The sequence below is a fragment of the Methylobacterium sp. J-077 genome, from assembly GCF_022829365.1.
Taxonomy (GTDB): domain Bacteria; phylum Pseudomonadota; class Alphaproteobacteria; order Rhizobiales; family Beijerinckiaceae; genus Methylobacterium.
This window is the reverse complement of the sequence record NZ_JAKSYJ010000096.1, coordinates 20920-47554: the sequence shown is the minus strand read 5'-3', so window position 1 is coordinate 47554 and position 26635 is coordinate 20920. Positions and strand designations below refer to the sequence as shown.

Annotated in this window: 16 protein-coding genes and 1 pseudogene; 9 read left to right on the top strand and 8 right to left on the bottom strand. The window is 66.1% G+C overall.

Annotation, left to right across the window (positions count from 1 at the left end; all coding sequences use genetic code 11):
• Window positions 1-226 precede the first annotated feature (226 nt).
• From MKL11_RS07920 to MKL11_RS07905, 4 genes and pseudogenes are all read right to left on the bottom strand, one after another.
• A pseudogene (locus tag MKL11_RS07920) lies at window positions 227-1451 on the bottom strand (IS701 family transposase).
• A 141-nt stretch (window positions 1452-1592) separates the two neighbouring features.
• Window positions 1593-2627, bottom strand: coding sequence for an adenylate/guanylate cyclase domain-containing protein (locus tag MKL11_RS07915; RefSeq protein WP_243941953.1), 1035 nt, complete (start codon window positions 2625-2627; stop codon window positions 1593-1595).
• Window positions 2628-2673: 46 nt separating this feature from the next.
• Entirely contained in the window at window positions 2674-3033 is a 360-nt protein-coding gene (locus MKL11_RS07910) for a response regulator (protein WP_243941951.1), read from the bottom strand.
• A gap of 31 nt (window positions 3034-3064) precedes the next feature.
• Entirely contained in the window at window positions 3065-5995 is a 2931-nt protein-coding gene (locus MKL11_RS07905) for a response regulator (protein WP_243941949.1), read from the bottom strand.
• 1041 nt (window positions 5996-7036) lie between these two features.
• Between MKL11_RS07905 and MKL11_RS07900 the strand changes: the two genes are divergently transcribed.
• The 9 genes from MKL11_RS07900 to MKL11_RS07860 all read left to right on the top strand — a co-directional run bounded on the left by MKL11_RS07900 (window position 7037) and on the right by MKL11_RS07860 (window position 16238).
• A complete protein-coding gene (locus MKL11_RS07900) occupies window positions 7037-7786 on the top strand; it encodes a YfdX family protein (RefSeq protein ID WP_243941947.1) in 750 nt (249 codons plus the stop codon).
• 271 nt (window positions 7787-8057) lie between these two features.
• Complete coding sequence (locus MKL11_RS07895) at window positions 8058-8261, top strand: hypothetical protein (RefSeq protein ID WP_243941945.1); 204 nt, start codon at window positions 8058-8060, stop codon at window positions 8259-8261.
• Window positions 8262-8451: 190 nt separating this feature from the next.
• A complete protein-coding gene (locus tag MKL11_RS07890) occupies window positions 8452-8937 on the top strand; it encodes a PRC-barrel domain-containing protein (protein WP_243941943.1) in 486 nt (161 codons plus the stop codon).
• Between the two features lie 63 nt (window positions 8938-9000).
• Window positions 9001-10419 carry a cytochrome ubiquinol oxidase subunit I gene (locus tag MKL11_RS07885; RefSeq protein ID WP_243941941.1) on the top strand — a complete coding sequence of 473 codons (1419 nt, stop codon included), beginning with the start codon at window positions 9001-9003 and terminating at the stop codon, window positions 10417-10419.
• A 6-nt stretch (window positions 10420-10425) separates the two neighbouring features.
• Window positions 10426-11412, top strand: coding sequence for a cytochrome d ubiquinol oxidase subunit II (gene cydB / locus MKL11_RS07880; protein WP_243941939.1), 987 nt, complete (start codon window positions 10426-10428; stop codon window positions 11410-11412).
• 693 nt (window positions 11413-12105) lie between these two features.
• Window positions 12106-13431: a sn-glycerol-3-phosphate ABC transporter substrate-binding protein UgpB gene (gene ugpB, locus MKL11_RS07875; protein WP_243941937.1), complete on the top strand. Its 1326-nt coding sequence runs from the start codon at window positions 12106-12108 to the stop codon at window positions 13429-13431.
• Between the two features lie 31 nt (window positions 13432-13462).
• Window positions 13463-14344, top strand: a complete 882-nt coding sequence (gene ugpA, locus MKL11_RS07870; RefSeq protein ID WP_243941935.1) for a sn-glycerol-3-phosphate ABC transporter permease UgpA — start codon at window positions 13463-13465, stop codon at window positions 14342-14344.
• Window positions 14344-15177: a sn-glycerol-3-phosphate ABC transporter permease UgpE gene (ugpE, locus tag MKL11_RS07865; protein ID WP_243941933.1), complete on the top strand. Its 834-nt coding sequence runs from the start codon at window positions 14344-14346 to the stop codon at window positions 15175-15177. The genes ugpA and ugpE overlap by 1 nt, the downstream gene beginning before the upstream one ends.
• Window positions 15177-16238: an ABC transporter ATP-binding protein gene (locus tag MKL11_RS07860; protein WP_243941931.1), complete on the top strand. Its 1062-nt coding sequence runs from the start codon at window positions 15177-15179 to the stop codon at window positions 16236-16238. The genes ugpE and MKL11_RS07860 overlap by 1 nt, the downstream gene beginning before the upstream one ends.
• Window positions 16239-16586: 348 nt before the next feature.
• Here the strand turns inward: MKL11_RS07860 and MKL11_RS07855 are convergent, their stop codons facing one another.
• From MKL11_RS07855 to MKL11_RS07840, 4 genes are all read right to left on the bottom strand, one after another.
• Entirely contained in the window at window positions 16587-17858 is a 1272-nt protein-coding gene (locus MKL11_RS07855; protein ID WP_243941929.1) for an efflux RND transporter periplasmic adaptor subunit, read from the bottom strand.
• Between the two features lie 13 nt (window positions 17859-17871).
• Window positions 17872-21069, bottom strand: a complete 3198-nt coding sequence (locus tag MKL11_RS07850; RefSeq protein WP_243941927.1) for an efflux RND transporter permease subunit — start codon at window positions 21067-21069, stop codon at window positions 17872-17874.
• Window positions 21070-21778: 709 nt separating this feature from the next.
• Complete coding sequence (locus MKL11_RS07845; RefSeq protein WP_243941925.1) at window positions 21779-22696, bottom strand: hypothetical protein; 918 nt, start codon at window positions 22694-22696, stop codon at window positions 21779-21781.
• Between the two features lie 101 nt (window positions 22697-22797).
• Window positions 22798-26631 (bottom strand): PAS domain S-box protein, encoded by a 3834-nt coding sequence (locus MKL11_RS07840; RefSeq protein ID WP_313900740.1) that lies wholly within the window; start codon window positions 26629-26631, stop codon window positions 22798-22800.
• Window positions 26632-26635: the final 4 nt, after the last annotated feature.

Here is a 26635-nt window from a genome sequence, read left to right as displayed (position 1 = left end):
TAGCATTACAGTTGCGTTTTTTGGCTTTTCCGTCGGCTGCGTGTTTTGCTGGGCTTACGGCGGTGACGCCCTTTGGCGTCTGACGCTCGGCGTTTGAGATGGGCGTTTTGGGCGGCCGCCTGATGCGTGCGTCGCCAGAGCGACCACGCGATGACGTGAGCGGGCTGGATGCGCCGCTGCGCCAGCCGCACGGCGATGCGGCGGATTTCCTGGACCGACCAGCGGATCAGCGGGCGCGCAGCCTCGGGGGGCGTGATCTCGTCCGGGCCCGGCTTTTTGGGGGCGGCGCGTTGGCGTGATGGCGGATCACCGCCAGCAGGGCGAAGGCCATCATCACCAGGCTGACGTGCCGGTGCCAGCCGTGCCAGGAGCGGGTTTCGTTGTGAGCAAGCCCGAGTTCGGTCTTGGCCGTCTCGAACGCGTCCTCGATCGTCCAACGCTGGCCCTCGACCGCCACCAGGGTCGCGATCGGTGTGCCGGCCGGGCACCAGGTCGTGAAGTACGCCCGCTCGCCATCGCTCAGGCTGCGGCGGATCAGGAGCCCCCCGCGTCCACAGGCCAGTCTGATCGTCGTCGGCGCCGTCGAGGTCGGCCAGTTCGCAATAGGCCCAATCGTACAGCCGCGCGCCCTTCGTGCCCTCGCCCGCCGACAGGCGCGCCCAGGCCGACGGCGCGAGGCCGTTCGCGATCGTCTCGGCGGTGCCGGCCACCGGCGGCTTGCCGACCCAGGCATTGAACCTGTGATCGGTCTTGACCCCGAGCACGTAGCCCTTGCCCGCCCGACGCAGCGCCATCGCGATGTCGCCGACCCCGTAGACGGTGTCGGCCGCCACCCACGAGAACGGCACGCCGGCAGCGATCGCCCGCTCGATCATCGCCAGCGCCAAGCCCGGTTTGGTCGAAAAGCGCGTTCCCTCCGGCACGTGGGCGGCGGCCAAGCGGGCCGGATCCGAGGTCCAGGTCTTGGGCAGGTACAAAGCCCGATCGATGAACGCATGACCGTGCTGCGAGGCGTAGGCGGCGAACACGCCGATCTGACAGTTCGTGATCTTGCCGGCCGAGCCGGTGTACTGGCGATGCACGCCGCACGAGGCTTTGCCCTGCTTGAGAAAGCCGGTCTCGTCGAGAACCAGAACCGCGTCCGGGTCGGCCAGGGTCTCCAGGGCATAGTCCCGCACCACGTCGCGCAGAGCATCCGCATCCCAGCGTCCGCGCCCGAGCACCGCTTGCTGACGCCAGGGCCCGGGATCGCCCGCGGCTTCCGCCCGCATCCAACCCGTCTTGCGCCGCTCCGCGCCGAGCAGCCCGTCCAGGAATGCCCCGGCCGAGGCCGCGACCCGCTCCTGCGTGAACAGCGGGCGCAAGCGCCCCTTCACCTCCCGCAGCGACGAGGCCCACAACTCCAGCGTCGCCTCGATCGAGGTCCCCGATGTCCATGATGCGCGAATCATGGTGACGCAGAGAGTCAGAACCTCGTCGAAAATGCAACTGTAATGCTAAACAGGCCAATATGATCCTTTCCTAAGCTTAAGACTTATTAATCCGCTTGTCCGTTTCCGGAAATGAAGCGCTTATTTCAGCAACGAGCGATCTCACTTCAATTCGCAACAGTAAACCTCGCACTCGCCCTTGCCTTTGAGGGCGACTTTGCCGACGGAGCGGATCGCGCCGCTGTCCTGCACCCGGGTCGAGGCTTCCTCCGACAGGTGGACGGCACATCCGTCTCCCAGCGCACAGAGCCGCGCCGCGACGTTCACCGTGTCGCCCCAGAGATCGAAGGTGAATTTGGACCGGCCGACGATGCCGCCGACGACCGAGCCGATATGGATGCCGGCCCGGATCCGCCAGCCGGTGGAGCCGTCCGCCGCGATGGCGACCATGTCGCCCGCGCAGCGGACGGCCGCGGTCACCGGGTCGGCATGGGGCGACAACAGATTGGCGGTCGCCATGAAGGCGTCGCCGATCGTCTTGATCTTCTCCATGCCGTGCCGGTGCGCGACCACCTCGAACGCCTCGGCGAGGCGCTGAACCTCGGCGACGACCGCTTCGGGACTTTGGGCGTGGCACCAGGCCGTGAAACCGACGAGATCGATGAACAGCACCGCGACATCGTCGAAGAGCCGAGGCTTGACCTGCCCGGTCGTCATCAGCTCGCTCACGGCCGCGACCGGCAGGATCGCGTGGAGCAGTTCGTCGGCGCGCTTCCGTTGATGCTCGATGGCTTCGAGATGGGCCATCTCCCGGTCGTGAAGGCGCTTCCTGTCGAGGCACGCACGGATCCGGGCTTCGAGGAGCACCGGCTCGAAGGGCTTCGGCAGGTAGTCCTCCGCGCCCATCTCGATGCAGCGCACGATGCTGCCGATCTCGGTCAGCGCCGAGATCATGACCACCGGGGTATGGCGCAGCCGGTCATGCGCCTTGATGCGGTCCAGCACGGCGTAGCCGTCGAGGATCGGCATCATCACGTCGAGCAGGACCAGGTCGAACGGCTCGGCGTTCAGGAGATCGAGGGCGGCGCGTCCGTTCGCGGCCCGGACGCTCGCATGCCCGAGAAGCTCCAGTTCCTGCTCCAGCAGGTCGAGGTTGAAGGCTTCGTCGTCGACGATGAGGATGCGCGCTGGATCCACCGGTCTCGCTCTCTCCGGGCCGAAGCCTCTTCGGGGCCGCCCGCGCTCAGTCGAGCCAGTGATGCAGCTTGGCGAACAACAGGTCTTCATCGACGGGCTTCGTCATGAAGTCGTCGCAGCCTGCCGCCTTGGCCCTGTCAGCGTCGCCGCTCATCGCGTTGGCCGTGATCGCGATGACGGGAATACCCGCCGTCGCCGGGTCGGCCTTGATGCGCCGCGTCGCCTCCCAGCCGTCGATCACCGGCAGCGAGAGGTCCATGAGGATGAGATCCGGAGCGTGGCTGGCGGCCATCGCGACGCCGGCCCCGCCATCGACCGCGAGCACCAGCGCGTAATCGTCCTCCAGAAGCTGCGTCAGCAGATCGCGATTCAACTCGACATCTTCGACGATGAGGATGGTCTTCATCCGGCCACATCCTCGAAGGCTGCGGCGCCGCTCATCGGGCCGCCTCGGCCGCCGGGCTGTCCGCCAGCGGCAATGCCCGCCTGACCTCCCGGACGAGAGCGTCGCGATCGAGGCCCTGCTTGTCGATCAGCCCGCGCACGCGCTCCCGGAGCATGCCCTGATCGGCCGCGTTCAACGATGCCGCCGTCAGGACGACGACGGGGATCGTGCGGCCTACGGGGTCGGCCTGAAGACGGTCGAGGAAGGTGAGGCCGTCCATGACCGGCATCAGGAGATCGAGGAGGATCACGCTCGGGCGCGCTTGCGCGATGCGCTCGAGCCCCGCGACCCCATCCGGGGCCCAGTCGATCGTGCAGCGCTCGGTATCCATCAATTGGCGGACGAGGTCGACAACGTTCGGATCGTCGTCGACCACGAGGATGCGCTCGCTGTTGGGGGCAGCGCGCCCGAGGGCGCCGATCAGCGACTCCCGCTCGAACGGCTTCACGATATAGTCGCTCGCGCCGAGTCGGAAACCGAGTTCCTTCTGGTCGACGATCGAGATCAGGATGACCGGGATCTCGCGGGTCAGCGGGTCGGTCTTGAGCGCGTGCAGCACCTGCCACCCGTCCGTGCCCGGCATCATGATGTCGAGGGTGATCGCGCGCGGCTGGAGCTCGCGCGCCTTGCGCAGGCCGTCCGCGCCGTTGGGGGCGCCGATCACGTCGTAGCCCGCGTCGGACAGGTTCTCCTTCAGCAGGTAGACGACGTTCGGGTCGTCGTCGATCGCCAGCACGAGCCGGGACCCGGTCCGGGGCGCCGTGTCCGCCGCGGGCGCCGGCGCCTGCAGGCCAGGCTGGAGCTCGATGGCCCCCTCGACCCGCTGCGGGATGGTGAGCGTGAAGGTCGAGCCCTCGCCCTCCCGGCTCTCCACGGCGACGTCGCCGCCGAGCATTCGGGCCAGGCGGTGGCTGATGGCGAGGCCGAGCCCGGTCCCGCTATGGGCGCGGCTCGCGGAATTGTCGACCTGCTGGAACTCCTCGAAGATCACGGTCAACGCCGCGTCCGGGATGCCGATACCCGTATCCGACACCGCGAGCGTGATCCGGTCTCTGACGGCGCGGGCCCGCAGCGTGACCGAACCGGTCTCGGTGAACTTGATGGCGTTGCTGAGGAGGTTGATCAGGATCTGCTTGAGCTTCTCCTGGTCGGTGAAGACCGTTTCCGGCAAGTCCCGCACGTCCTTGACCAGCCGCACGCGCTCGCTCCTGACCAGGGGCTCGACCGTGCGGAGGCAGAGGTCGAGGGTGGGCTCGAGCGCGAATGTCGACGCCTTCACTTCCATGCGGCCCGCCTCGACCTTGGCGAGGTCGAGGATGGTGTTGATCAGCGACAGCAGGTGCTCGGAACTCGTGAGGATTTTCTCCAGGTTCTCGAACTGCTTCTGCGGCAGCACGTCCCTGGCCCGGCGCATCACCAGCCGCGTGAATCCGATGATGGCGTTGAGCGGCGTCCGCAGCTCGTGACTCATGTTGGCGAGGAAGCTGCTCTTGGCCCGGCTCGCGTTCTCCGCGGCCTCCTTGGCCTGGCGCAGGTTCTCTTCCGCGCGCTTGCGCTCGATCACCCGCCCGAGTTGCGCGCCGATGTTGACCATGACCTTGAGCAGCGCCGGATCCGGTGCACCCGCCTCGCACGCGAAGAACTCCAGAACTGCGACGACCTCGCGCCCGATCGTGACCGGGAAGGCGAACGCGGCCCGGATGCCGTCCGCGGCGGCCGCCGCGGCGCGGGGCAGGCCGGGCTCCGGTGCGGCATCGAGGGCCCAGATCGGCGCACCGGAGGCCAGCACGCGCCCCGGCAGCCCGATGCCGGCGGAAAGGCGCGTGTCGGCGGTGACGGCTCGGAAGCGTGCGAAGCGCTCCGGCGTATCCGCGTGCCAGAGGCCGGTGGGCACCAGGGTTCCGCTCCCGTCCTCGGCCAGGGCGTAGGCGTGCCCGAGCGGCCACCCGGTATGGGCAGCGACCCGGTCCAGGCAGAACCGTACGGCGTCCTCCACGGTGAGGGCCTCGTTGGCCGCGGCCGCGGTCACCTGCAGCAATTCGACGAAGGCCGTCTGCTCGCGCAGCGCGAGCTCGGCCATCATGCGCTCGGTGATGTCGCTCCAGGACTCGACGACCTCGACGGGTTCGCCGTCCGGGCCGCGGATGAGGCGCTGCTCGTCCCTGACCCAGCGATAGGTGCCGTCCTTGCGCAGGAACCGGTACTCGATGACGTTGTGGCCCATGGCCAGAAGGCGCGGGTACTCGGCCAGGACCCGGTCGCGGTCGTCGGGGTGAAGCCGGTCCAGCCAGAATTCCGGGCCTGCGAGATAATCGCTCGGCTCGTAACCGAGGAGGTCGCGCACGTTCTCGCTGATGAACGTCGGGGCGTTCCGGCCCCCCACCTCGAAGCTGCAGATCATCGAGGGCGACGCGGTCAGGAGGTAGGTCAGCCGCCCCTGCGTCGCGAGCAGGACCTGCTCGGTTCGCATGATCCCCGTCACGTCCGTGTAGACCGCCACCGTCCCGCCATCCCGGGTCCTGCGCTCGTTGATCTGGATCCAGCGCCCATCGACCTGCTGCTGGAGGATCGGCTCGCGCGGGTTGCGGTAGAGGGCGAGCCGGGCTTCGAGCCAGGCTTCGATGGTGACGCCCTCATCCCGCACGACGCAACATTCCGCGGCGGCTCGGGCGATCGCAGCGAACGGCGCCCCCGGAAGGATCACGTCGGCGAGGCCAGGATGGAACTGGCGAAAACGCGTGTTGCAGAGCAACAGACGGTCTTCGGCATCAAACAGGGCGAAACCGTCGGAACTGCTCTCGATCGCCTCGATCAGGCGCTGACGCTCGCCGTCACCCACCGCCGTCTCCCTATCGAAGGCGACCATCGCGTGGCTAGCCGCCTCCAGCTTCTGACGCTCGGATCTCGGGGCTTTCTCGGACATGAACCAGCGTCATCTGTTGATTTAACTGAGGCGAGATCTGAAAATTACCCCTGAAACGAAAGTTCGGCGATCACAATACCGCACGCATCTGCCATGCCGGATGCCCGAGTGGAATGTGCTTCAGCGAATGACAATACTACAGATAGGGTTCGCCGAACAGATGCACTTTGACGAATGAGGGTATTTGGAGCACGGAAGAGTATCGCCCAGGATGAGACCCCGACGGTACCCGGATCGAGGGAACGCGACCGGCAACATGGTCAAAACCCTTTTTGGACGGAGGAGCTCCCCTTCCTCCGAGGTCCGCTCTCATGGACGCTTAGATAGCCCTCGAATGACAGGGATGGGCGCGAAGCCGAACGACCGCTTTTGCGCGGGTCGGCGATCCGGCATGGCGTAGTCTGGCCGAAAGCAGAATGACCGCTTCGGAGCAGGGCTTCCGCAAAAGCGGACGGCCTCCTACCGACCCAACCCAGTCGTTCGAGTTCGCCTTCGCGATGCTCAGGAGCGGACGTCAATCGACCCACCCCGGAAGCGGCGGACATCCGCAAGTCGCCCGAGATGGCCCCGAAGGCCTTACGCTCGCTATAGAGCATGGGCAACAAGGATGGTTTCCAGCATCGGCTAGCCTTAGGCGAGATATCGGGCGCGGCCTCCGCTGCCTTGGCGCGATGTCCTAAAACAAAGCAATAACACCGGGCGGCGAAATCGGCCTCTGCAGTCTGCCCAGCCAAACAGCTACCGACGAATGGGCGCTGAATGCTTCAGGGGTGACGCCAATGCTCCTCGATCATTTATTCCCATCGAATCGCCCAGCGACGTGGCTCAAGCCCGCTCCCTTCTCAACCCCGCGCTGGATTGCATTGCGTATCTCCAAAGCCTGTCCCGTCCATCCATCTTGAATTACTTAATTTAAATCCAATGTACATGTTGATTGCAGTAGATGACGCTATTGTTGCAACACGAGACAACCGGATCGAAGCAATCGACATCCCGAGTTTCGTGCTATGATGGAGACGGACAATGGCTTATCGCAGACCCATGGCTGCAGCGCTCGTGCTCACGACGATCCTCGGCGGCACCGCCTTCGCCGCCGAACAAGCTGCACAGCAGAGCACCCCACAGACGAGCATGATCGACAAGGATGTCGGCAAGCTGTCGAAGGATGGGGCGCAGGGCTACAGAGATCTTCAGCTGACGCGCCTCGCCATCTTCGAAGCGAACCCCGCCCAAGCCAAGGACATAATCGCGAAGGCGCAGGCCGCCTTCGCCAAGGCGAAGACCGACGATGCCCAGTTCACTAAGGCCGAGGCCGATCTGAAGACGCCGGCCGATCTCGCCGGCCACAAGGGGGCGATGAAGGCCGCGACGCCTGAGGCCAAGCCGGCGTCGAAGGAGCAGGTCGCCTGGGTGCCCGTCGACGCGCAACTGACGCTGGGGGACGACTTCGTGGCCACACCGGAGAAGGCCTCCGCGGTCACCGAAGCGAACAAGAACCTCGCGCACGGGGACCAGAAGGGCGCCCTGGAGAAGCTCAAGCTCGCCCATGTCGATGTCGATTTCACGATGGCGGTTTTGCCGCTGAACAAGACCATCTCGGATGTCGATCAGGCGGCGACGCTGATCAATCAGGGCAAATATTACGAGGCCAACGCCGTCCTGAAGACCGCCCAGGACGCGGTGCGTTTCGACATGATCGACGCCGTCGCGGTGCCGCAGCAGGCGGGGGCCGCGAACACGACCTCGTCGCAGACGACCGGCTCCACCGCCGCCGGGAAGGCCAACAAGTAACTAACCCTGGACTCGAATAAGGCCGCAGCGGATGACGCCATGACGAGCCGGGAACCCGGCGGCGCTCCACCGAGCCGGCCCACCTTCCCCCCGCTGCGGCCCGCCGTAGCGGGGTGGGCAGACGCTTGAGGCGACGGCGTAACCCGCAAGTCTTGCGGGCTAAAATCTTCTCGGAATTGTCATCCACAATGACAGGCTCGTGATCGCGGGCCCGGGAACGGAGTATTTTGCAAGAACTTCGTGCCCTGTCAAAAACGCTGGAGAAACGACCATGAACAACAAGACGACGGGCGCTGCCCTGTGTGCCGCCTTCCTCCTGGCGGCGGTGCCGGCCATGGCTGCCCCCAAGGAGATGTCTCAAGGCAAGCGTGACGAGATGTCGGCGAAGGACACCAAGAGCCAGATCACCGCCCAGCAGAAGGAAAACAAGGAAGCCAACAAGAATGTCGATAGCCTGATCAAGAACAGGAAGTAGGCGGGCGACCCACGCCTCGATCGCCTCACAATTCACCCGCCAGCCTCTTGGGCACCTCTGGTGCGGCGCCCGGGACGATGACGGGCATGGACTTGCGCAAAGCGCGCCTCAGGGGGGCGGGCGCCGACGACGGCATCCGCCTCTCGAAACCTTGCTCACCCTTTCCTTCGCCGAACTTCAGGAGAGCCCCATGCGAGCCATCTGGTTGTGCGCGCCTATCCTCGCCCTCGCGGTGGCTACCCCGGCCCTCGCGCAGCAGGCCGACCTTGGAGGCCCCGGCACGGTCGTTCCCGGGACCGGCCCCGGGACGAACGTCCACGGCGCGACCCCCGGCCCACTCATGGAAGCGGCCAATGCCGAGGATGCCGCCAAGCGACAGAACCTGAAGCCGGCGACATTCCTGGCCTCCAAGATGATTGGCGTCGAGGTCCGCAACACCGCAGGCGGGCGCGTCGGGACGATCGAGGATCTGCTGGTCACGGGCGGCACTGTGAAGGCGGTCGTGATCGACGTCACGCGCTTCCTCGGCCTGGACGACAAGCGCATCGCGGTGGAGCCAGGGGCACTGGTCCTCCGGCCGGGCGGGGATCGGTTCACGGCGGTTCTCGACATGGGCACGGACGCGATCTCGGACGCCGAGCCCTTCAACCCCGCTAAGGCTCTCGCCGCGCGCTGAGCGATGGGGCTTGCCCAGCGGCCAGCGCGAAGGGGGCGTATCAGCGACCCCGAGTGAGGATGCATGGATCATACGGCGTTGCTGCTCTCGCGGATCCAATTCGCCTTCACGGTCTCGTTCCACATCATCTTTCCAGCCTTCACGGTCGGGCTGGCAGCGTGGCTCGCCTTCCTGCAAGTCCGGGCGATGGCCTCGGGCCGGCCACTCTACGACCGCCTGTTCGACTTCTGGCTAAAAATCTTCGCCGTCGCCTTCGGCCTCGGCGTGGTCTCCGGCATCGTCATGGCGTTCCAGTTCGGCACCAACTGGAGCGAACTCGCCCGGCGGACCGGCCCGATCCAGGGCCCGCTCCTGGGCTACGAGAGCTTCACCGCCTTCGCCCTCGAAGCCTCGTTCTTCGGGGTGCTGATGTTCGGCCGCGCCCGCGTGTCGCGGTGGTTCTACTTGTTCGCCTGCCTGATGGTCTGCTTCGGCACGAGCCTCTCATCCTTCTGGATCCTGGTGAACAACTCGTGGATGCAACATCCGGTGGGCTTCACGATGCAGCCCAATGGCCTGTTCGTGCCCACCGACTGGTTCGGGATCCTGTTCAACTCCGTGGTCTGGGTACGCTTCCCGCACATGCTCCTGGCCGCCTACGTCACCACGAGCTTCTGCGTGGCGGCGACCGGGGCGTGGTACATGCTGCGCGGCACCGACCTGCCCGAGGCACGGGCGATGGTCCGCATGGGGCTCGGTCTCGCCGCGATCCTGGTGCCGCTACAACTGTTCTTCGGTCATCTGACTGGCGATTACGTCGTCCGGCACCAGCCTTCCAAGATCGCCGCCATCGAGGGCCATTGGGAGAGCCGCGCCCCGGCCGGGGAGATCCTGTTCGCGTGGCCCGACGAGGCCCGAGAGACGAACCGGTTCGTTATCGCCCTGCCTCCTCCTGCAGGCAGCCTGATCGACGACGGGACGCCCACCGGCAAGGTGATCGGCCTCAAGGCCATCCCGAAGGCCGACCGACCGCCGGTCCTGATCCCGTTCTTCGCCTTCCGGATTATGGTCGGCTGCGGCCTGCTGATGCTGGCGCTGGCCTGGGGCGGCATCGCCTTCTATGCAGCCGGGCGGCTCGAACGGGCCCGCTGGCTGCAATGGGGCATCTTCCTCTCCTTTCCCTTGGGTTTCGTGGCCACGCTCACCGGCTGGTTCACCGCCGAGATCGGGCGCCAGCCCTGGACCGTCTACGGGCAGTTGCGGACCATCGACGCCGCGACGCCGATCCTCACGACGCCTCAGGTGGCGACCTCGCTCATTGTGTTCGCCGCGGTGTACGCGCTGATCTTCGCCGCCGGCACGGTCTACATCTACCGCCTTCTCAAGGCCGGGCTCTTGCCGATGCCCGATCTTGGCGCACACAGGGCCAACCCCAAGCGGCCACTCGCCTTGCCGGGAGGGGCCCCGGGGACCCTCGACACGGCTTCGACGCCGGCCGAGTGAGAAGCGATGATCGCGTTCTGGGCCGCGGCCCTCGCCCTCACCATTCTTCTCTACGTGCTGCTCGACGGGTTCGATCTCGGAGTCGGCATGCTGTTCGGGATCGCCCCGAGCGAGACCGCGCGCCGCCACATGATGCAGGCGATCGCCCCGGTCTGGGATGGCAACGAGACGTGGCTTGTGCTCGCCGCCACGATCCTGTTCGGCGCCTTCCCCCTCGTCTACGCGCTGCTGCTCTCGGCTTTCTACCTGCCGCTGCTGCTGATGCTCGCCGCGCTGATCTTGCGGGGCGTCGCCTTCGAGTTCCGCGCCAAGTCCCGGCGCCTTCGAAGAGTCTGGGATGCCGGTTTCGTCGGCGGCTCCGCTTGCGCCGCCTTCGTGCAGGGCACGACCGTCGGGGCCCTCGTGCAGGAATTGCCGATCCGCGACGGGCAGTACGCCGGCGGGGCCTTCGCGTGGCTGTCGCCCTTCTCGTTGCTATGCGGCGTAGGTCTGTGCCTCGGCTACGCCCTGCTGGGCGCGGCGTGGCTGTGCAGCAAGACCGAGGACGATGTGCGCGACCTCGGCTTTCGGATGATGCCCCGGCTGCTCATCGGCGTGCTGTTTTTCCTGGCGGCGGCGTTCCTGTACGCGCTGGCGATGAACCTGCAGGTGCTGCATCGGTGGACCGAGCGGCCGGAACTGCTCATCCTGCCGCTGATCGGGGCGCTCGCGTCCGCCGGCCTCTTCCACGCAGGACGCCGCCGCATCGACGCGCTGCCCTTCCCGTTGACGGCCGTGATCTTCGCGTCGGCCTTCGCCACCCTCGCCGGCTCGTTCCTGCCCTACATGGTGCCCTTCACGATCACCCTGACCGAGGCGGCAGCCCCCGAGGCGAGTCTGTCGTTCATGTTCTGGGGCGCCGGCGTCGTGGTCCTGCCGATCACCCTGATCTACACCTTCGTCGTCTATCGGATCTTCAAGGGGAAAATCCGGCTGGACGGCGGTACCGAGTGAGGGGACTCGGGCGTCCCCTCTCGCTTAGCCCTCGGCGGGTTGCGCCCGGTCGGCATTTCGCGCTGCATACTCGATCAGAACGAGGGACTGTGCGCCCCAGATTTGAGCTTCCGCTTCCCTATCTCTTCGATTGAAAAGCGGACCGGCGGAAATCCACCCGACTGAGACGTTCGTGGCGGCGCCGTTGGCAACCGGATTTGGCCGAAAGTTGCCGGCCCGGTTTTCAGGGTGACGTTGGCAGAAGCGGACGTCGGCGGGCTGGGCAAGAGTTGGCTTCGGTCCGGCACGGATGCGATGATCGCGCGGTTCGGGCCGGTATCGTTCAAACGGGTGAGCCGCGCGACCGGCGTGTGGCATGGCGAGAGCGCGATCCCTGGCCTGGAATATCGAGATGGCACGGCACGACGAGACGAGGCTGCTCGTGTCCGTTAGCCGCCAAATTGATCATGTTTGACTGGATCAGCATAGCGACGCTGTCGGATTGAGGGAATTGAGTTTTCTATACAAAGCGAATGTCTGGGCATAGCGTCCTCTCGCTAGCTGCTTTATTCCGCAGTCGGGTCCGTGCATCATTGGCGGACGAGCATCGTGTTCTCGGACCGGGTGCTTTCGCGGGAACTCGTCTCAAGCCTGATGTCAACGGGCGCGTCGATCCCGCCGCAGGGAGGATTTTGGATGGATCGTCGCGTCCTGTTGGCCGGCGTCGGCGGTCTCGCCGCATGGACTGCGCTTCGCTCGCCCGCCTCTGCTTTGGATGGGGACAGGACGTCCATCGTGCTCTGGCACGCGATGTCGGGCGCGAACGGCGAGGAGGTCAACAGGCTGACGCGCGACTTCAACGCGAGCCAATCCGAGGTCACGCTGGAGGCGGTGTTCAAGGGCACCTACCCTGAGACGCTGACGGCGGCGATCGCCGCCTACCGTGCCGGCAAAGCGCCGCACATCGTCCAGATCTTCGAGGTCGGCACGGGCACGATGCTGCAGGCGGGCCCCGCCATCAAGCAGGCCTGGAAGCTCGCGGAGGAGACCGGGTTCGGTCTTGATCCCAAGGCCTACATCCCCGGCGTGCGCGGCTATTACAGCCTGCCGGACGGCAAGCTCGCCTCGATGCCTTTCAACTCCTCGACGGCAGTCATGTGGTACAATCGCGACGCCTTCGAGAAGGCGGGGCTCGATCCTGACACGCCGCCGGCCACCTACGATGACTACGTGAAGGCGGCCCGCACCCTCGCGTCGAAGGCGCCCACGCCGATCGCGAGCACGTCAGCCTGGATGACCTGGATTCAGTTCGAGGAATATGCCGCGATCCAGAACCTCGCTTACGCCACCGAGAACGATGGCTATGATGGCCTCGGCGCGGAACTGCTCATCAATACCAAGCCCTTCGTCGACCAGCTCCAGCGCTACCTAGACCTGTCGAAGGACGGTGCCTTCAAGTATACTGGCCGCGATGGCGCGCCGGACGCGATCTTCTACTCCGGTCAGGCGGCGATCGGGTTCGGTTCGTCGTCAGGCCGCGCCGACATCGTTAAGAACGCTAAGTTCCGCTACGCCGAGGCCTTCCTGCCGACCGAGCCGGCCCTGAACCCGCGGCCGAACAACTCCATCATCGGCGGCGCCAGCCTGTGGGCGATGACGGCGCCGAAGCGGACCGAGGCCGAGTACAAGGGCGTCGCGGCCTTCTATGCCTTTATCGCGAAGCCCGAGCAGGTCGCGCTCTATGCCCAGAACACCGGTTACGTCCCAGTGACGCTCGCGGGCTACGAGGCCACCAAACAGGCGGGCTATTTCGACAAGAACCCCGGCACTGACGTGCCGGCGCGGCAGCTCTCGCGCGGGGAATTGACCCCGAACTCACGCGGCCTGCGCCTCGGCCGCCTGCCGGAGATCCGCGCGATCCTCTACGAGGAGATCGAGAAGGCGCTCCAGGGCCAGCAGACCGCGCAAGCCGCCATGGACAGCGCCGCCGCGCGCGGCAACCGGGTGCTGCGCGACTTCCAGAAATCCACGCGCGGGTGAACGCGGCGGACCGGCGGAAGGCTCTCCACGCATGGAACGACGGACGCTGTTCCCGGGCCGGCTGCTGCCGGCCCTGCTGATCTTGCCGCAGCTGGTGCTGACGGTGGTCTTCTTCCTGTGGCCGGCCTTCCAGGCGATCCGGTCGAGCCTGGAGAGCGAGGACGCCTTCGGCACCAGCACCCAGTTTGTCGGGCTCGACAACTTCACTGACCTGTTCGCGGATCCGCTCTACATCGCGGCGATCGGGCGGACGGTCGTATTCTGCGCCTGCGTGACCGCCGTCTCGATGGGTGTGGCGCTGGTTCTCGCGGTCCTGGCGGATACCGAGATCCGGGGCCGCACCTTCTATCGCACGATGCTGATCTGGCCCTACGCGGTAGCGCCCGCCATGGCGGCGGTGCTGTGGGTGCTGATGTTCCACCCGCAGATCGGCCTCGTCGGCGCGTGGCTGAACCGGATCGGGATCGCCTGGGACTACAAGCTCGACGGCACGCAGGCCATGACGCTCGTGATCCTGGCCGCCGCCTGGAAGCAGATCAGCTACAACTTCATCTTCTTCCTGGCGGCCCTCCAGGCGATCCCAAAAACGATCATCGAGGCGGCCCGCATCGACGGTGCCCGGGGCTTGCGCCGGTTCCGCACCATCGTCCTGCCACTGATGATGCCGACGGTCTATTTCCTGCTCGTCGTCGATCTCGTCTACGCGGCCTTCGACACCTTCGCGACGGTCTACGCGGTGAACGGCGGCGGGCCGGGTCAGTCGACCCAAACGCTCGTCCTCAAGGTCTATCTCGACGGCGTCGTCAACGCGAATGTCGGCTCGTCCTCGGCGCAATCCGTGGTGCTGATGGCCGGCGTTATCGTCCTCTGCGCCCTGCAATTCCGGTTCCTCGGGCGGAAGGCCGTCACCTGATGCGCCGGAGAACGTCGAATCTCATCCCCCACGCCGTCCTGATCCTGGCGATCCTACTCTTCGCCCTGCCGATCTGGATCGCGATCGCAGGCTCGACACAGGATTCGGCTGCGATCGCCCGGGGCGAGGTCTCGCTGATCCCGAACCTCTCCGGTCTCGGGGTCTATCACGACGTGCTGGTGAACGGGTCGGCGGGGGCTGGGCCGGTCTGGCGCGCCCTGCTGGTCTCGGCCGGGATGGCGCTCGCCATCGCGTTCGGCAAGATCGCCCTGTCGCTGCCCTCGGCCTATGCGGTCACCTTCTTCCGCTTCCCATTCCGCATGGCGGCCTTCTGGCTGATCTTTCTGACCCTAATGCTGCCGGTCGAGGTGCGGCTGATCCCCACCTTCCAGGTCATGTCCTCCCTCGATCTGATCAACAGCTTCACGGGCCTGACGATTCCCCTCATCGCCTCCGCAACCGCGACGCTGCTGTTTCGGCAGACCTTCCTCGCCGTTCCGGACGAACTCGTGGAGGCGGCGCGGATCGACGGGGCCGGGCCCCTGCGCTTCCTGCGGGACATCCTGATCCCGGTCTCGGGTGCCAACATCGCGGCGTTGTTCGTGATCCTGTTCGTCTACGGCTGGAACCAGTACCTCTGGCCGCTGCTCGTCGCGACCGATCCCAAGCTCGACACTGTGGTCATCAGCATCGTCAAGATGATCGGCGTCGACACTGCGACCGAATGGAACAAAGTCATGGCGACGGCGGTGCTGGCGCTGATCCCCCCCGTGGCGGTGGTGCTCCTCATGCAGCGCTGGTTCGTGAAGGGCCTGACGGAGGGTGATAAGTGATGGCGGGCCTGAGACTCGACGGCCTGCGCAAGAGCTTCGGCAGCAACGAGATTCTGAAGGGGGTCGACCTCGCCCTGGCGGACGGCGAGATGCTGGTGATCGTCGGCGCGTCGGGCTGCGGAAAATCCACCCTGTTGCGCATCGTGGCGGGTCTGGAGATGCCCACCACCGGGCGCGTCCTGATCGACGGGCGCGACGTCACTGATCTCGATCCGTCGGCGCGCGACATCGCCATGGTGTTCCAGAACTACGCCCTGTACCCGCACATGAGCGTGTTCGAGAACATGGCCTACGGGCTGAAGATCCGCGGCCTGCCCCGCGCCGAGATCCGGGCGAAGGTCGATGCGGCCTCGGCTCTGCTGGGCTTGGAAGCGCTGCTCGAGCGCAAGCCGCGTCAGTTGTCCGGCGGCCAACGTCAGCGGGTCGCCATGGGGCGCGCCATCGTCCGCGATCCGAAGCTGTTCCTGTTCGACGAGCCACTGTCGAATCTCGACGCCAAGCTCCGGGTGCAGATGCGCGGCGAGATCCGCCGCCTCCAGCGCCGGCTGAAGGTGACGAGCCTTTACGTTACACACGATCAGGTCGAGGCGATGACGCTGGGCGACCGGTTGCTAGTGATGCACCAAGGCGTCCCGGTACAATTGGCGACGCCGACGGAGGTCTTCGAGCGCCCCGCCGACACCTACGTGGCGGGCTTCATCGGCTCGCCAGCGATGAACTTGCTACCCGGCAAGCTCGGGCGGAACGGCACGATGGTGAGGGTCGCTGGCGCCGACATCGACCTCGGATCCCGGCGGTTCGACCGTCCCGATGGTTTCCCCGTGGTTCTGGGCATTCGCCCGGAACACGTCCTGCTCGACCCGGCGGGCACGACATGGCCGGTCGAGGTCGTAGAACTCCTCGGGTCCGAGATGCTGGTGCATGCCGGACGTCCGGGCGAAGCGGCGCTGACAGTCAAGATCGCGAATGGCACTCCGGTGAGCGAGGCGATCCGAGCATCGTTTCCCGCTCCGCATCTCCACATCTTCGACCAAGCAACAGGGCTGCGGATGGAGGCCTGAGGGTCGGGCGATCCCCCATCATGCGTGACGATACACCCCGACGCGATCCATCGTCTGCTTACGAGCTTTCGCTGCGGCCAGCTGAACGGCTGTGATGGGCGCAAAGCCGAACGACCGCTTTTGCGCTTATCGGCGATCCGGCATGGCGTAGTCTGGCTGCAAGTAGTCCCGCAGGTGTAGCGCGTTCGACGCGGCAAAGCAGACGCCTGCGTCCAGTTGCCATGCCGGGACCGCTGGCAGCCAGCGAAAGCACCGTGTGGGCCGGTTGCAGGGCAGCCTGTCCCACTTGTCATATCCAGTAAGGTTGCACCGCGCGGAGGCCTGGAACATCGGCCATGAAGGCTATCGTCAGTTCGCTGAAGCGGTACGCGGCGCGGTCTCCTCCCCGGCGACGCGGACGACGTCTCCGCTGGCCAGGAACTCCTGAGGGTTGTCGATAAGCCGATCGGTAATGCCCACGCCGGCGCGCACCTCGACCTCGTTGCCGAGGTTCCGCCCGAGCGTCACAGGCCTGAGTGCGACCCGGTGGTCGTCGCCCACCTGCGCCACCTGCGTGCCGTTGCGGTCGAAAACCAGCGCGGTGGCGGCCACGCGCAGCGTCCCCGGGTCTGAAGGCACGTGGAACCGCACCTCTACGAACGCCCCCGGCCAGAGTTTGCCTTCCGGGTTGTCAGCCTGGAGCTCCACGAGACCCTTGCGGGAGTCTTCCGCAATGGCATTTGCGGTCGAGGTCACCTCTGCGTCGAACGATGCCTCCTGCCCCGGCACGTGCAAGGAAGCCTTCAGCCCCGGCCTCATCACGGCGAGGAAGGCCTGCGGCACGTTCACGTACGCACGCACCCGGTGGAGGTCCGAGACTCGATAGAGCGGCAGACCCGAGGTTCCCCCTGCGGTGAGCAGGTCGCCGATGTCGACGTTGCGCGCGGTCACGACCCCGTCGAAGGGTGCTCGGACCTCCTTGAATCGTGTCAGTTCCTCCAGACGCCCGACATTTGCCTGCTGGGCGACGATGTTTGCTTTGGCCACCGATAGGGCCGCCGTACGCGAGGCCGCGGTGAAGCGGTCGGTGTCGCCGCGCTCCTCGCTCGACCAGCCCTGCGTTACCAGGCGGGCGGTGCGCTTGTTGGTGGCCGCACTGAGATCGGCGTTCGCTTGGGCTTGGTCGACCGCAGCCTGGAGCTGAACGAGGGTCGCGCGCGCCTCGGCGAGTTGCTGATCGAGGTCGGGCGCCGAGATCTGGGCCAGGACCTCGTCCTTGCGCACGCGTGCGCCAATGTCCCGGTGCCAGGCCGTGACGTAGCCGCTAGCGCGGGCATACAACGTACCAGTGTAGAAGGCGCTCAGCGAGCCGGGCAGGGTCAGGTCTTCGTCCATGGGCCCGCGCCGCGCGTGCACTACACGGACGGTGGGCACTGCTTGCTGTTCGGTCCAGCTCTCGACCTCCTGCATCCCCTTCGCCCGGTCGTTGATGCCGACCCAGGCGAGCGCCGCGGCGCCGATTGCCACGCCTGCCAGCAGCAGGCCGACCCGGCGCCCCGATGGGGGGCGAGGCGACGCGACAGCTGGCTTGGCGCCCGCGTGCGCGGCGTCCTCGGATTTGACGTGTTGGGTGGGGTGCATGCGGGATCTGGGGTTAGGCTGATGGGGATGAGAGGGCTTGGGGGGAAGCGTCTTCGCGTCGGGCCCCGGCGCGGCGGGGCCGCCCATGTAAGATGCCGAAGACCACCGGCACGAAGAACAACGTCGCAAGCGTGGCGAACAGCAGTCCGCCGATCACGGCGCGGCCGAGCGGCGCGTTCTGACCCGGCTCGATCGCCATCGGCGCCATGCCGATCATCATCGCCAGCGCGGTCATCATCACAGGCCGCAGACGCGTCGCCCCGGCCGCCAGGGCAGCCTCGATCGCCGTGCGTCCCGCGTCGAGCTGTTCGCGGGCGAAGCTGATGACCAGAATCGAGTTGGCGGTCGCCACACCCATGCACATGATCGCCCCCGTCAGCGCCGGCACCGAGACGTAGGTGTGCGTGGCGAACAGCATCCACACGATGCCGGCGAGCGCCGCCGGCAGCGCCGTCACGATGACGAACGGGTCGACCCAGGACTGGAAGTTGACGACGATGAGCAGGTAGATGAGCACGATCGCGAAGGCGAGGCCCACGAGCAGTTGCTGGTAGGCTTGCGCCATGGTCACCGCCTGCCCGCGCACCGTGACGGTCGCCCCCTTCGGCAGGTCGGCCCGCGTCTCGTCGATCGCCCGCTGGATGTCCGCGGTGACGCCGCCGAGATCGCGGTCCTGCGTCGTGGCCAGGATGTTGACGGTGGGGGCGATGTTGTAGTCGGTCGCCACCGCGCTGAGCGGCTCCGGGCGGATCGTTGCCAAGCCCCCCAGGAGCTGTTCCGAGCGGGCGGCGGTGATCGGCAGGTTGTTGAGCGCGCCCAGCGTGTCGATCGAATATTGCGGCGTCTGGACTGAGACCGGGTAAGACACGCCGTTGCGCGGGTCGAGCCAATAGGTCGGGGCGGTCTGCGTACTGCCCGACAGCGTCGCTTGGAGGCTCGCGGCCGCGTCGCCCTCGGTCAGGCCGACGACCCCGGCGAGCGCGCGGTCGAAATCGACCCGCAGCGCGGGGTTGCGCGCCTGCTCCTGGATGCGCGCGTCCGCCACCCCGGCCACGCGGCGAACCCGGGCCAGGAGCGTGTTGGCGTAGGCGCGGCCCCCCGCCACGTCGCGGCTGGCGACCTGCACGTCCAGCGCGGCGGGGGAGCCGAAGTTCAGGATCTGGCTGACGATGTCGGCGGGCAGGAACGCGAAGGTCACGCCGGGAAAATCCTGCGGCAGACGCTCGCGCAGCTGTCGGGTCAGGGCCGCGGTTGATGGGCCGCCCTCGCCGCCGCCTCCGGCCTCGTCGAGGGTCACAAGCATGTCGGCGTCGAAGGTACCGATGGTGCCGCTGTTGCCGTAGGAAATGTTGATGCCGCTGATCGGAAGGCCGATGTTGTTGACAACGCTGGCCACACGTCCCGGCGGGATCAGCGCGCGTAGCCTTACCTCGACCCGCCCGGTCAGCGCCGTCATCTCCTCGATGCGCGTGCCCGTGGGAGCCCGCAGGTGGATGCGTAGCGCCCCCGCATCCACGTCCGGAAAGAAGTCCCGCCCGAGATAGGGGACGAGGCCGAACGACAGGCCGACCGCCGCGAGGAAGCCGACCGCGAAGGACTTCCGGCGCGACAGCGCCAAGCCGAGCAGCCCGAGATAGGCCTGCCGCAGGGCCTCGAAGCGGCGCTCGAAGCCGCGCTGAAACCGGGCGAAGACGCTGGGCTTGCCGGCCGGATCCTGTCCGTGGGCGTGCTCGGTCAGCAGGTAGCGCGCCAGCGTCGGCACCAGGGTGTAGGTAAGCGCGTAGGACGCGATCATCGCGAACACCACCGCCATCGCCAGCGGCCGGAACAGGAAGCCCGCCACGCCGCCAAGCGCCAGAAGCGGCACGAAGGCGATGCAGATGCAAAACAGGGCGACGGTGGCCGGCGGCATGATCTCCTGCGCGCCGCGGGTGATCGCGGTGACGATGTCCTCGCCGAACTCCTCCATGTGTCGATTGATGTTCTCGATGGTCACGGTGGCGTCATCCACAAGGATGCCGACCGCTAGGGCGAGCCCGCCAAGCGTCATCACGTTGATGGTCTGCCCGAGCGCCGAGAGAGCGATCAGCGAGCACAGCACGGCGAGCGGGATCGACACGGTGATGATCAGGGTCGAGCGCCAGCTGCCCAGGAAGACCAGGATCATCAGGCCGGTCAGCGCCGCGGCTATGACCCCCTCGCGAACCACCGCCACCACGGACTCGCGCACGAAGCCCGACTGGTCGGCCACGTACTTGAGGTCGACGCCCGTCGGCAGCCCCGCCTGGATGGCGGGCAGGCGCGCCTTGACGTCGGCGATGATGTCCAAGGTCGAGGCGTTGCCGATCTTGAGGATCGACATCAGCACGCCCTTCTTGCCGTCGAGCTGGACGACGTTGGTCTGGGGCGGCGAGCCGTTGCGCACGTGGGCGACGTCGCGCATGAAAACCACGGCGCCGTCCACGACCTTGACCGGCAGGTCGTTGAACGCCTCGATGGTTTTGGGTGAGTCGTTGAGGTCGACGATCCACTCGAAGGTCCCGATCTTCTGGGTGCCGACCGGGTTGATCAGGTTCTGCCGGGCCAAGGCTGCGCCGACGTCGGCCGCCGACAGGCCGTGGGCGTGCAGCGCCGACTGGTCGAGATCGATCTGCACCTGGCGCGCGGCGCCGCCGTAGGCGTAGGGCAACTGCGCCCCGGGGATCGTGGTGAGCTGAGGCCGGATGAAGTTCTGCGCGAGGTCGTTGAGCGCCGTCTGCGAGAGGCTGTCGCTGGACAGGGCGAGCTGGATGATCGGCACGCTCGACGCGTTGTAGGCGAGCATCAGAGGCGGCGTGACGCCCGGCGGCAGCTGCTTGAGTTGCGTCTGCGAGATGGATGTGACCTGCGCCTGGGCTGCGGTGATGTCGACGCCGGGCTGGAAGTAGATCTTCACGATCCCGTAGCCCGGGACCGACTGGGATTCGATGTGCTCGATGTCGTTGACCGTGGTGGTCAGCGAGCGCTCGAACACCGAGACGATGCGCCCGGCCATGTCGTCGGGCTGCAACCCGGTGTACTGCCAGACGACGCTGATCACCGGGATGCCGATCCGGGGGAAGATGTCGGTCGGGGTGCGCACGATCGCCATGACCCCGAAGATCAGGATCAGGATCGACATCACGACGAAGGTGTAGGGCCGCAGCAGGGCCAGTCGGACGATCGCTGCCATACCTTAAATTCGCCTCGATCAATCCGGTCGACGGGTCCTGACGGACGCGGACAGAAGCATATCGTATTATGCATTCATCAGGCCAGTGCGGCAATTTGATGATATTGTTCCCGCGAAATGGCCAGAAACATGGAGATACAATTCTCCATATGCGCTCATTTTATTTACTTTTGCTGTCATCGACGGCTCTGAACAGCCTTCAATGCGTACTTTTGCGGCACGCCGAGCGCTTACTGCGCCTTGACAATTTGGACCACCGTTGAGTCAAACTAAGCTTCCGATTAAATGAGGGCGTGGTGGAGCTGGCCCATCCGCGCTTCGGATTAGCAGCTGATCTCGGACGACACGGGGCAACTGGCCGGCGGCTCATCGTTCGTTGAGGTAGACGCCGATGCCCCGAGCGAGACCGTGCCGGCCTTCATTGGCCGAGGCGCGTTAACCACTGTTTTCGGATGGTGAGCGCATTTCCCACCATGAGGATCGGTGGATCGTACTGAGGTCCGCTTCAATTAAGACGAAGGCCTCGGACGTCCCCGGACGGGCGCAACTCTGAAGGCCCCCTTCTGAGCTCGGATATAACTTCCGCTCCCCACCCTTCTCCGAAATTTAGAGGTTCCGCTTGCGGGTAGCTTGATCAAACACTGTGATTGATACTGCCTGGCTCAGCGACTTCCCCACAGTCCTGTCGAGCCCCCACGTTATCGTCGCCCTAAACCCTCCGAACTATGCCAATCCGACGCCGATCTCTGGCTGGAGCGGCCTCCTCCCATTCACGATCCTGGTCCGCCAGCAATGCGGCACGACGAGCCTCGGTTGTCTCCATTTCCGCTGACAGCGCTTCCCTGGCCCCGTCGCCGGGGTAACGAGCGGTCGTCCTGCACGCTCCCAGAAAACGGGCGAGCGTCATGACGAAACGGTCTACGTCGATGGGCGTCACAATTCCTGAACCGAGGAGGTTGAGGCGCGAACGGCCGGCCATATCCGCACAGGAACCTCCAGCGAACCCGAGCGCTGCGATCTTGTCGGCGTTCAGTGACAGATGTTCGATTTGCTTTTTGCGCAGCAGCTCGAGCCTTCGTTCCCTGGTAGCCGCGACTGCGTGCGTGTGACGTGCGCTCGGCAGCCAACGTGCAATCTCTTCGAGGATGAAAGTTCGAATAAGCTCGACCCGGACCGGGCCGAACTTTCTGATCCTGGCGATCTCGTCCGGGGAAGACTGAGCCAAATGAGATAGGTCGCGAAATCCTGCTTTGCGCAGGCGGGCTCGGAGGGAGGCTGTCAGGAAGCCGCGACCGAATCCCAAGGCTGAGAGATGCTGAATGTTGTCGGCAGAGAGGCCCTCGAACAGCGGGAGCCGCCTGCTGACCTCTTCAAAGAGGCAATCGTACCGGATGGTGCGAGATGATCGCTTGGGCATCGCCGTGGCGCATACGGCGATTTCCGGATGTCCACAACGGGCGGTCGCCGCTGGGATGCGGAAGGTCAGCTTGCCTGCGATCTGATCGGGCTGGAAAGGACCAGTTTGGCCGAAAGCCGCCTGTCCGGTTCGGAGAAAGTCGGCCGGAAAAGCGGACAGGCTCCTACCGACCCAACCCAGCCGCCCGGGCCGCCGTCGGCGCTTCTCCAAAGCGGCCGTTCGTCAGCTCTCTTGCAACTTCGGCTCGGGGTGGCAACCGGACTTTGACCCTTCAGCGGGAAGCGGAAGTTCCGCCCCCAACCTGGGCGGGCTCACGATGCGTGGATGAGATCTTTGATCCTCGAAGCGAGCGCTTCCATCGCGAACGGCTTGGTCAGCACCTGCATGCCGGGCTGCAAGTGCCCGTTGCCGAGAAGCGCGTTCTCCGCGTAGCCGGTGATGAACAGGACCTTGAGGTCGGGGCGCCGCTCACGTCCGGCATCCGCCATCTGCCGCCCATTCATGCCGCCCGGCAGGCCGACGTCGCTCACCAGCAAGTCGATGCGCACGTCTGACTGAAGCACCTTCAATCCAGCGACGCTGTCTGCCGCCTCGATTGCCGTGTAGCCGAGATCCTCCAAGACCTCGGTCACCAGCATGCGAACGGATGGCTCGTCATCGACGATGAGCACGGTCTCGCCCTCTGCGGCACGCTCCACATCGGCGAGCATGCCCACGATGTCATCCTCGTCGGTCTCCCCGTTGTGCCGCGGCAGATACAGGCACACGGTCGTTCCCAGGCCGACCTCCGAGTAGATCCGCACCTGGCCACCCGATTGCCGAGCGAAGCCGTAGATCATCGACAGGCCGAGCCCGGTTCCCTCACCCAGCGGCTTCGTGGTGAAAAACGGCTCGAACACCTTGGCGATCACCTCCGGTGGTATACCGGTGCCGGTGTCGGTCACGCACAGCGAGAGGTACTGCCCTTCCGGGATCTCGTGCTTGATCGCGGCCGGTCGATCCAGCCGTTTGTTCGCGGTCTCGATAGTGATGCGTCCGCCATCCGGCATCGCATCGCGGGCATTGATACAGAGGTTCAACAGCGCGTTCTCGAGCTGGCCCGGGTCGATCAGAGTGGCCCACAGCCCCGCGGCGCCGACCACCTCGAGCGCGATCTGCGGCCCGATGGTGCGCCGGATCAGATCCTCCATCTCCATCACGAGGCGGTTCACGTTGGTGGGCTTGGGATCGAGCGTCTGGCGGCGCGAGAAGGCGAGCAGGCGGTGGGTGAGCGCAGCAGCGCGCTTGGCCGCGCCCTGAGCGACCGTCATGTAGCGGTCGAGGTCGTTCAGTCGTCCCTGGCTCATCCGGGCCTGCATCAACTCCAGCGAACCCGAGATGCCGGCGAGCAAGTTGTTGAAGTCGTGCGCTAGCCCGCCCGTGAGCTGGCCGACCGCCTCCATCTTCTGGGACTGGCGGAGCAGTTCCTCGGCCCGCATCAGCTCTGCCGTGCGCTCAGCGACGCGCTGTTCCAGCGTCTCGTTGAGGGCGCGAAGATCCGAGGCGGCACGGTCGCGCTCGGCCTCGACCGCACGGCGCGCCTCGACGTCGAGTAGGACGCCGGGGAAGCTCAGGGGCGTACCGTCAGGCCCGTGGTCGACCCGGCCATTCGCCTCCAGCCAGTAGTACTTCCCGTCCGCGCGCCGGGTGCGATACTGATGGGCGTACGCGCCGCCGCGCACGATGGCCTCGTTGATCGCCTCGGCTAATCCTGCCTGGTCATCGGGATGAACGGTCGCGACGATCTGCGCGAGCGGGATACCATCCCGACCGAGCGCTGGGTCAAGGCCGAAGGCGCAGGCGAACGCCTCGTCGATTGTAAAGCGGTCGGTCGGCAGATCCCAGTGCCAAGTGCCGATGATAGCCCCGGCCGCCAGCGCGAGCTGGACACGGTCCACGTTCTCGCGGGCGAGCGCCTCGCTGGAGCGCAGGCGCTCCTCCGCCACGCGCCGGGCGGTGACGTCGTTGAAGAAGATTGCGATCTGCCGGTCGACCGGATCGCCGACGGGGACGGCCCGGACATCGAACCAGCGCCCGAATGCCTCGGCATAGTTCTCGAAGTTGGTCGGTTCTCTGGTCTTTGCGACCCGCCCGTAGGTCTCGAACCAGAAGCGCTCCAGATCCGGGGCGAACTCCGTGACCCATTTCCCGCGCAAATTGACACCGGCCTCTCGCTCGAAAGCGGGATTGGCTTCGACGAAGCGGTAGTCCACTGGCTCATCGTAGGCATCGAACTTGACCTGGACGATGGCGAACGCCGCCTCGATCGTGTCCAAGATCGTCCTGAACCGCTCCTCGCTGTGCGCCAGGGCGTCGATCGCCCGCCGTTGCTCGGTGACGTCACGCGCTATGCCCGAGAACCGGACCGGACGCCCGGAGGGATCACGTTCGAGTTCCCCCTTGCGGGCGATCCAACGAAGCTCGCCGGTCCCTGGTCTGCGGATGCGGTACTCGACATCGCGGGGCGGCTCGCCCTCTCGCCGGGTCGCCGCCGTCGAGATGAGGTGCGCGTCCTCGGGAATGATCAGCCCCTCGAACGCCGTCGCGGGGTAGCTCGCCTGCTCGGGCAACCCGTAGAGGCGGCAGAACTCCGGGGTCGGGGTGAGAACGTTGTCGGCTAGGTCGATGGTGAACAGGCCAACGCCGCCGGCAGCCTGAGCCTGACGCAGGCGCGCCTCGGCTTCCACGAGCGCCCTTCCCGCCATGTGCTGGTCGGTGCGGTCCCGCAAGATCTTGACGAAGCCGATGGCGGTGCCAACTTCGTCACGCAGGGCCATCATCTCGCCGCTGCCCCAGAACCGTTCACCGCCCTTGCGCAGATGCCAGCGCTCGTCGACCCCACGTCCCTCGGTCAGGGCGCTGTGCATCTCCTGGGCAGGGATGTCGGCGGCGCGGTCCTCGGGCGTGAAGAACACGGCGGCGGGTTTGCCGTAGACCTCTCTAGGCGTCCAACCGAGGATGCGCGTGGCGCCCTCGTTCCAGTTGGTCACATGCCCGTCGAGGTCCATCACAACGATGGCGTAGTCGGTGGCGCTCTCGAAGACCGCCCGGTAGCGGCTCTCGCTGGCTTGCACGGCACGCTGAGCGGCAGCCTCCCGGACTTCGATCAGACCAGCTGAGGCCGCACCGGCGAACAGGCGAGCGACCTGTAGATGCCGATCCGTGAAGGCGTCCGGTCGGCTCGATTGCAGCTTCAACACGCCGATGCTCCTGCGCCCGCGGAATACCGGCACGGTCACGCACGAGCGCAGCTTCATCCGCTCGGCCCGGAGCTGGTTCACGCGCATGTCGACCCGCACGTCGGGTACCAGCAACGGCTTGCGGGAGTGGAAGCAGGCCCCGGACAGGCTGCCCTCCAACGGAACGCGCTGGCCCTGCAAGGCTTCGAGGGTGCCGACAACGGCTCGGTATACGAGCTCCTCGCCTTCGACGAACTCGACGGCCCCGCCATCAGCCTCGGACACAACTTCCATGGCGCCGTCTATGAGAAGCTTCAGAATAGCGTCGAGATCGCCCCCGGCTTCCGAGATGGCCGTCTGTGTGTGGTGGAGAGTGTCACGGGTACGCTGAACCACCGCCTGCTCGGCCAGTAGCGCATCGCGCTCGATCACCGCCCGCTTGAGGTCGAGCTGGCTCATCACCTGCCGGGCGAGTGCCCTCAGGTTGCTGGCCTGGGCATCGGTCAGGCGGTCCGGGCGGGGCTTGGTGTCGATGACGCACAGGCTGCCGATGACCTGCCCCTCCGCGGTACGCAGTGGCGCGCCGGCGTAGAACCGGATGAAGGGATCGCCGGTGACGAGAGGGTTCGCCTCGGTCCGCGGGTCGGTCGTGAGATCCGGGATGACGAGCAGGTCTGGCTCGGCCAAGACATGGGCGCAGACCGAGCTGTTGAGGTCGGTCTCACAGTGCGGGAACCCGACATTAGCCTTGAACCATTGGCAATCAGCCGCCACGAGGCTGACCAGCGCCACCGGGGTCTGGCACAGCTGGGCGGCCAGCTGCACGATGTCGTCGAAGCCTTCCTCAGGCGAGGTGTCGAGGATGTTGTGGGCGTCGAGCGCGGCGAGCCGGACTGGATCCTGAACGACGTCTTCAATGACGGACATCGCG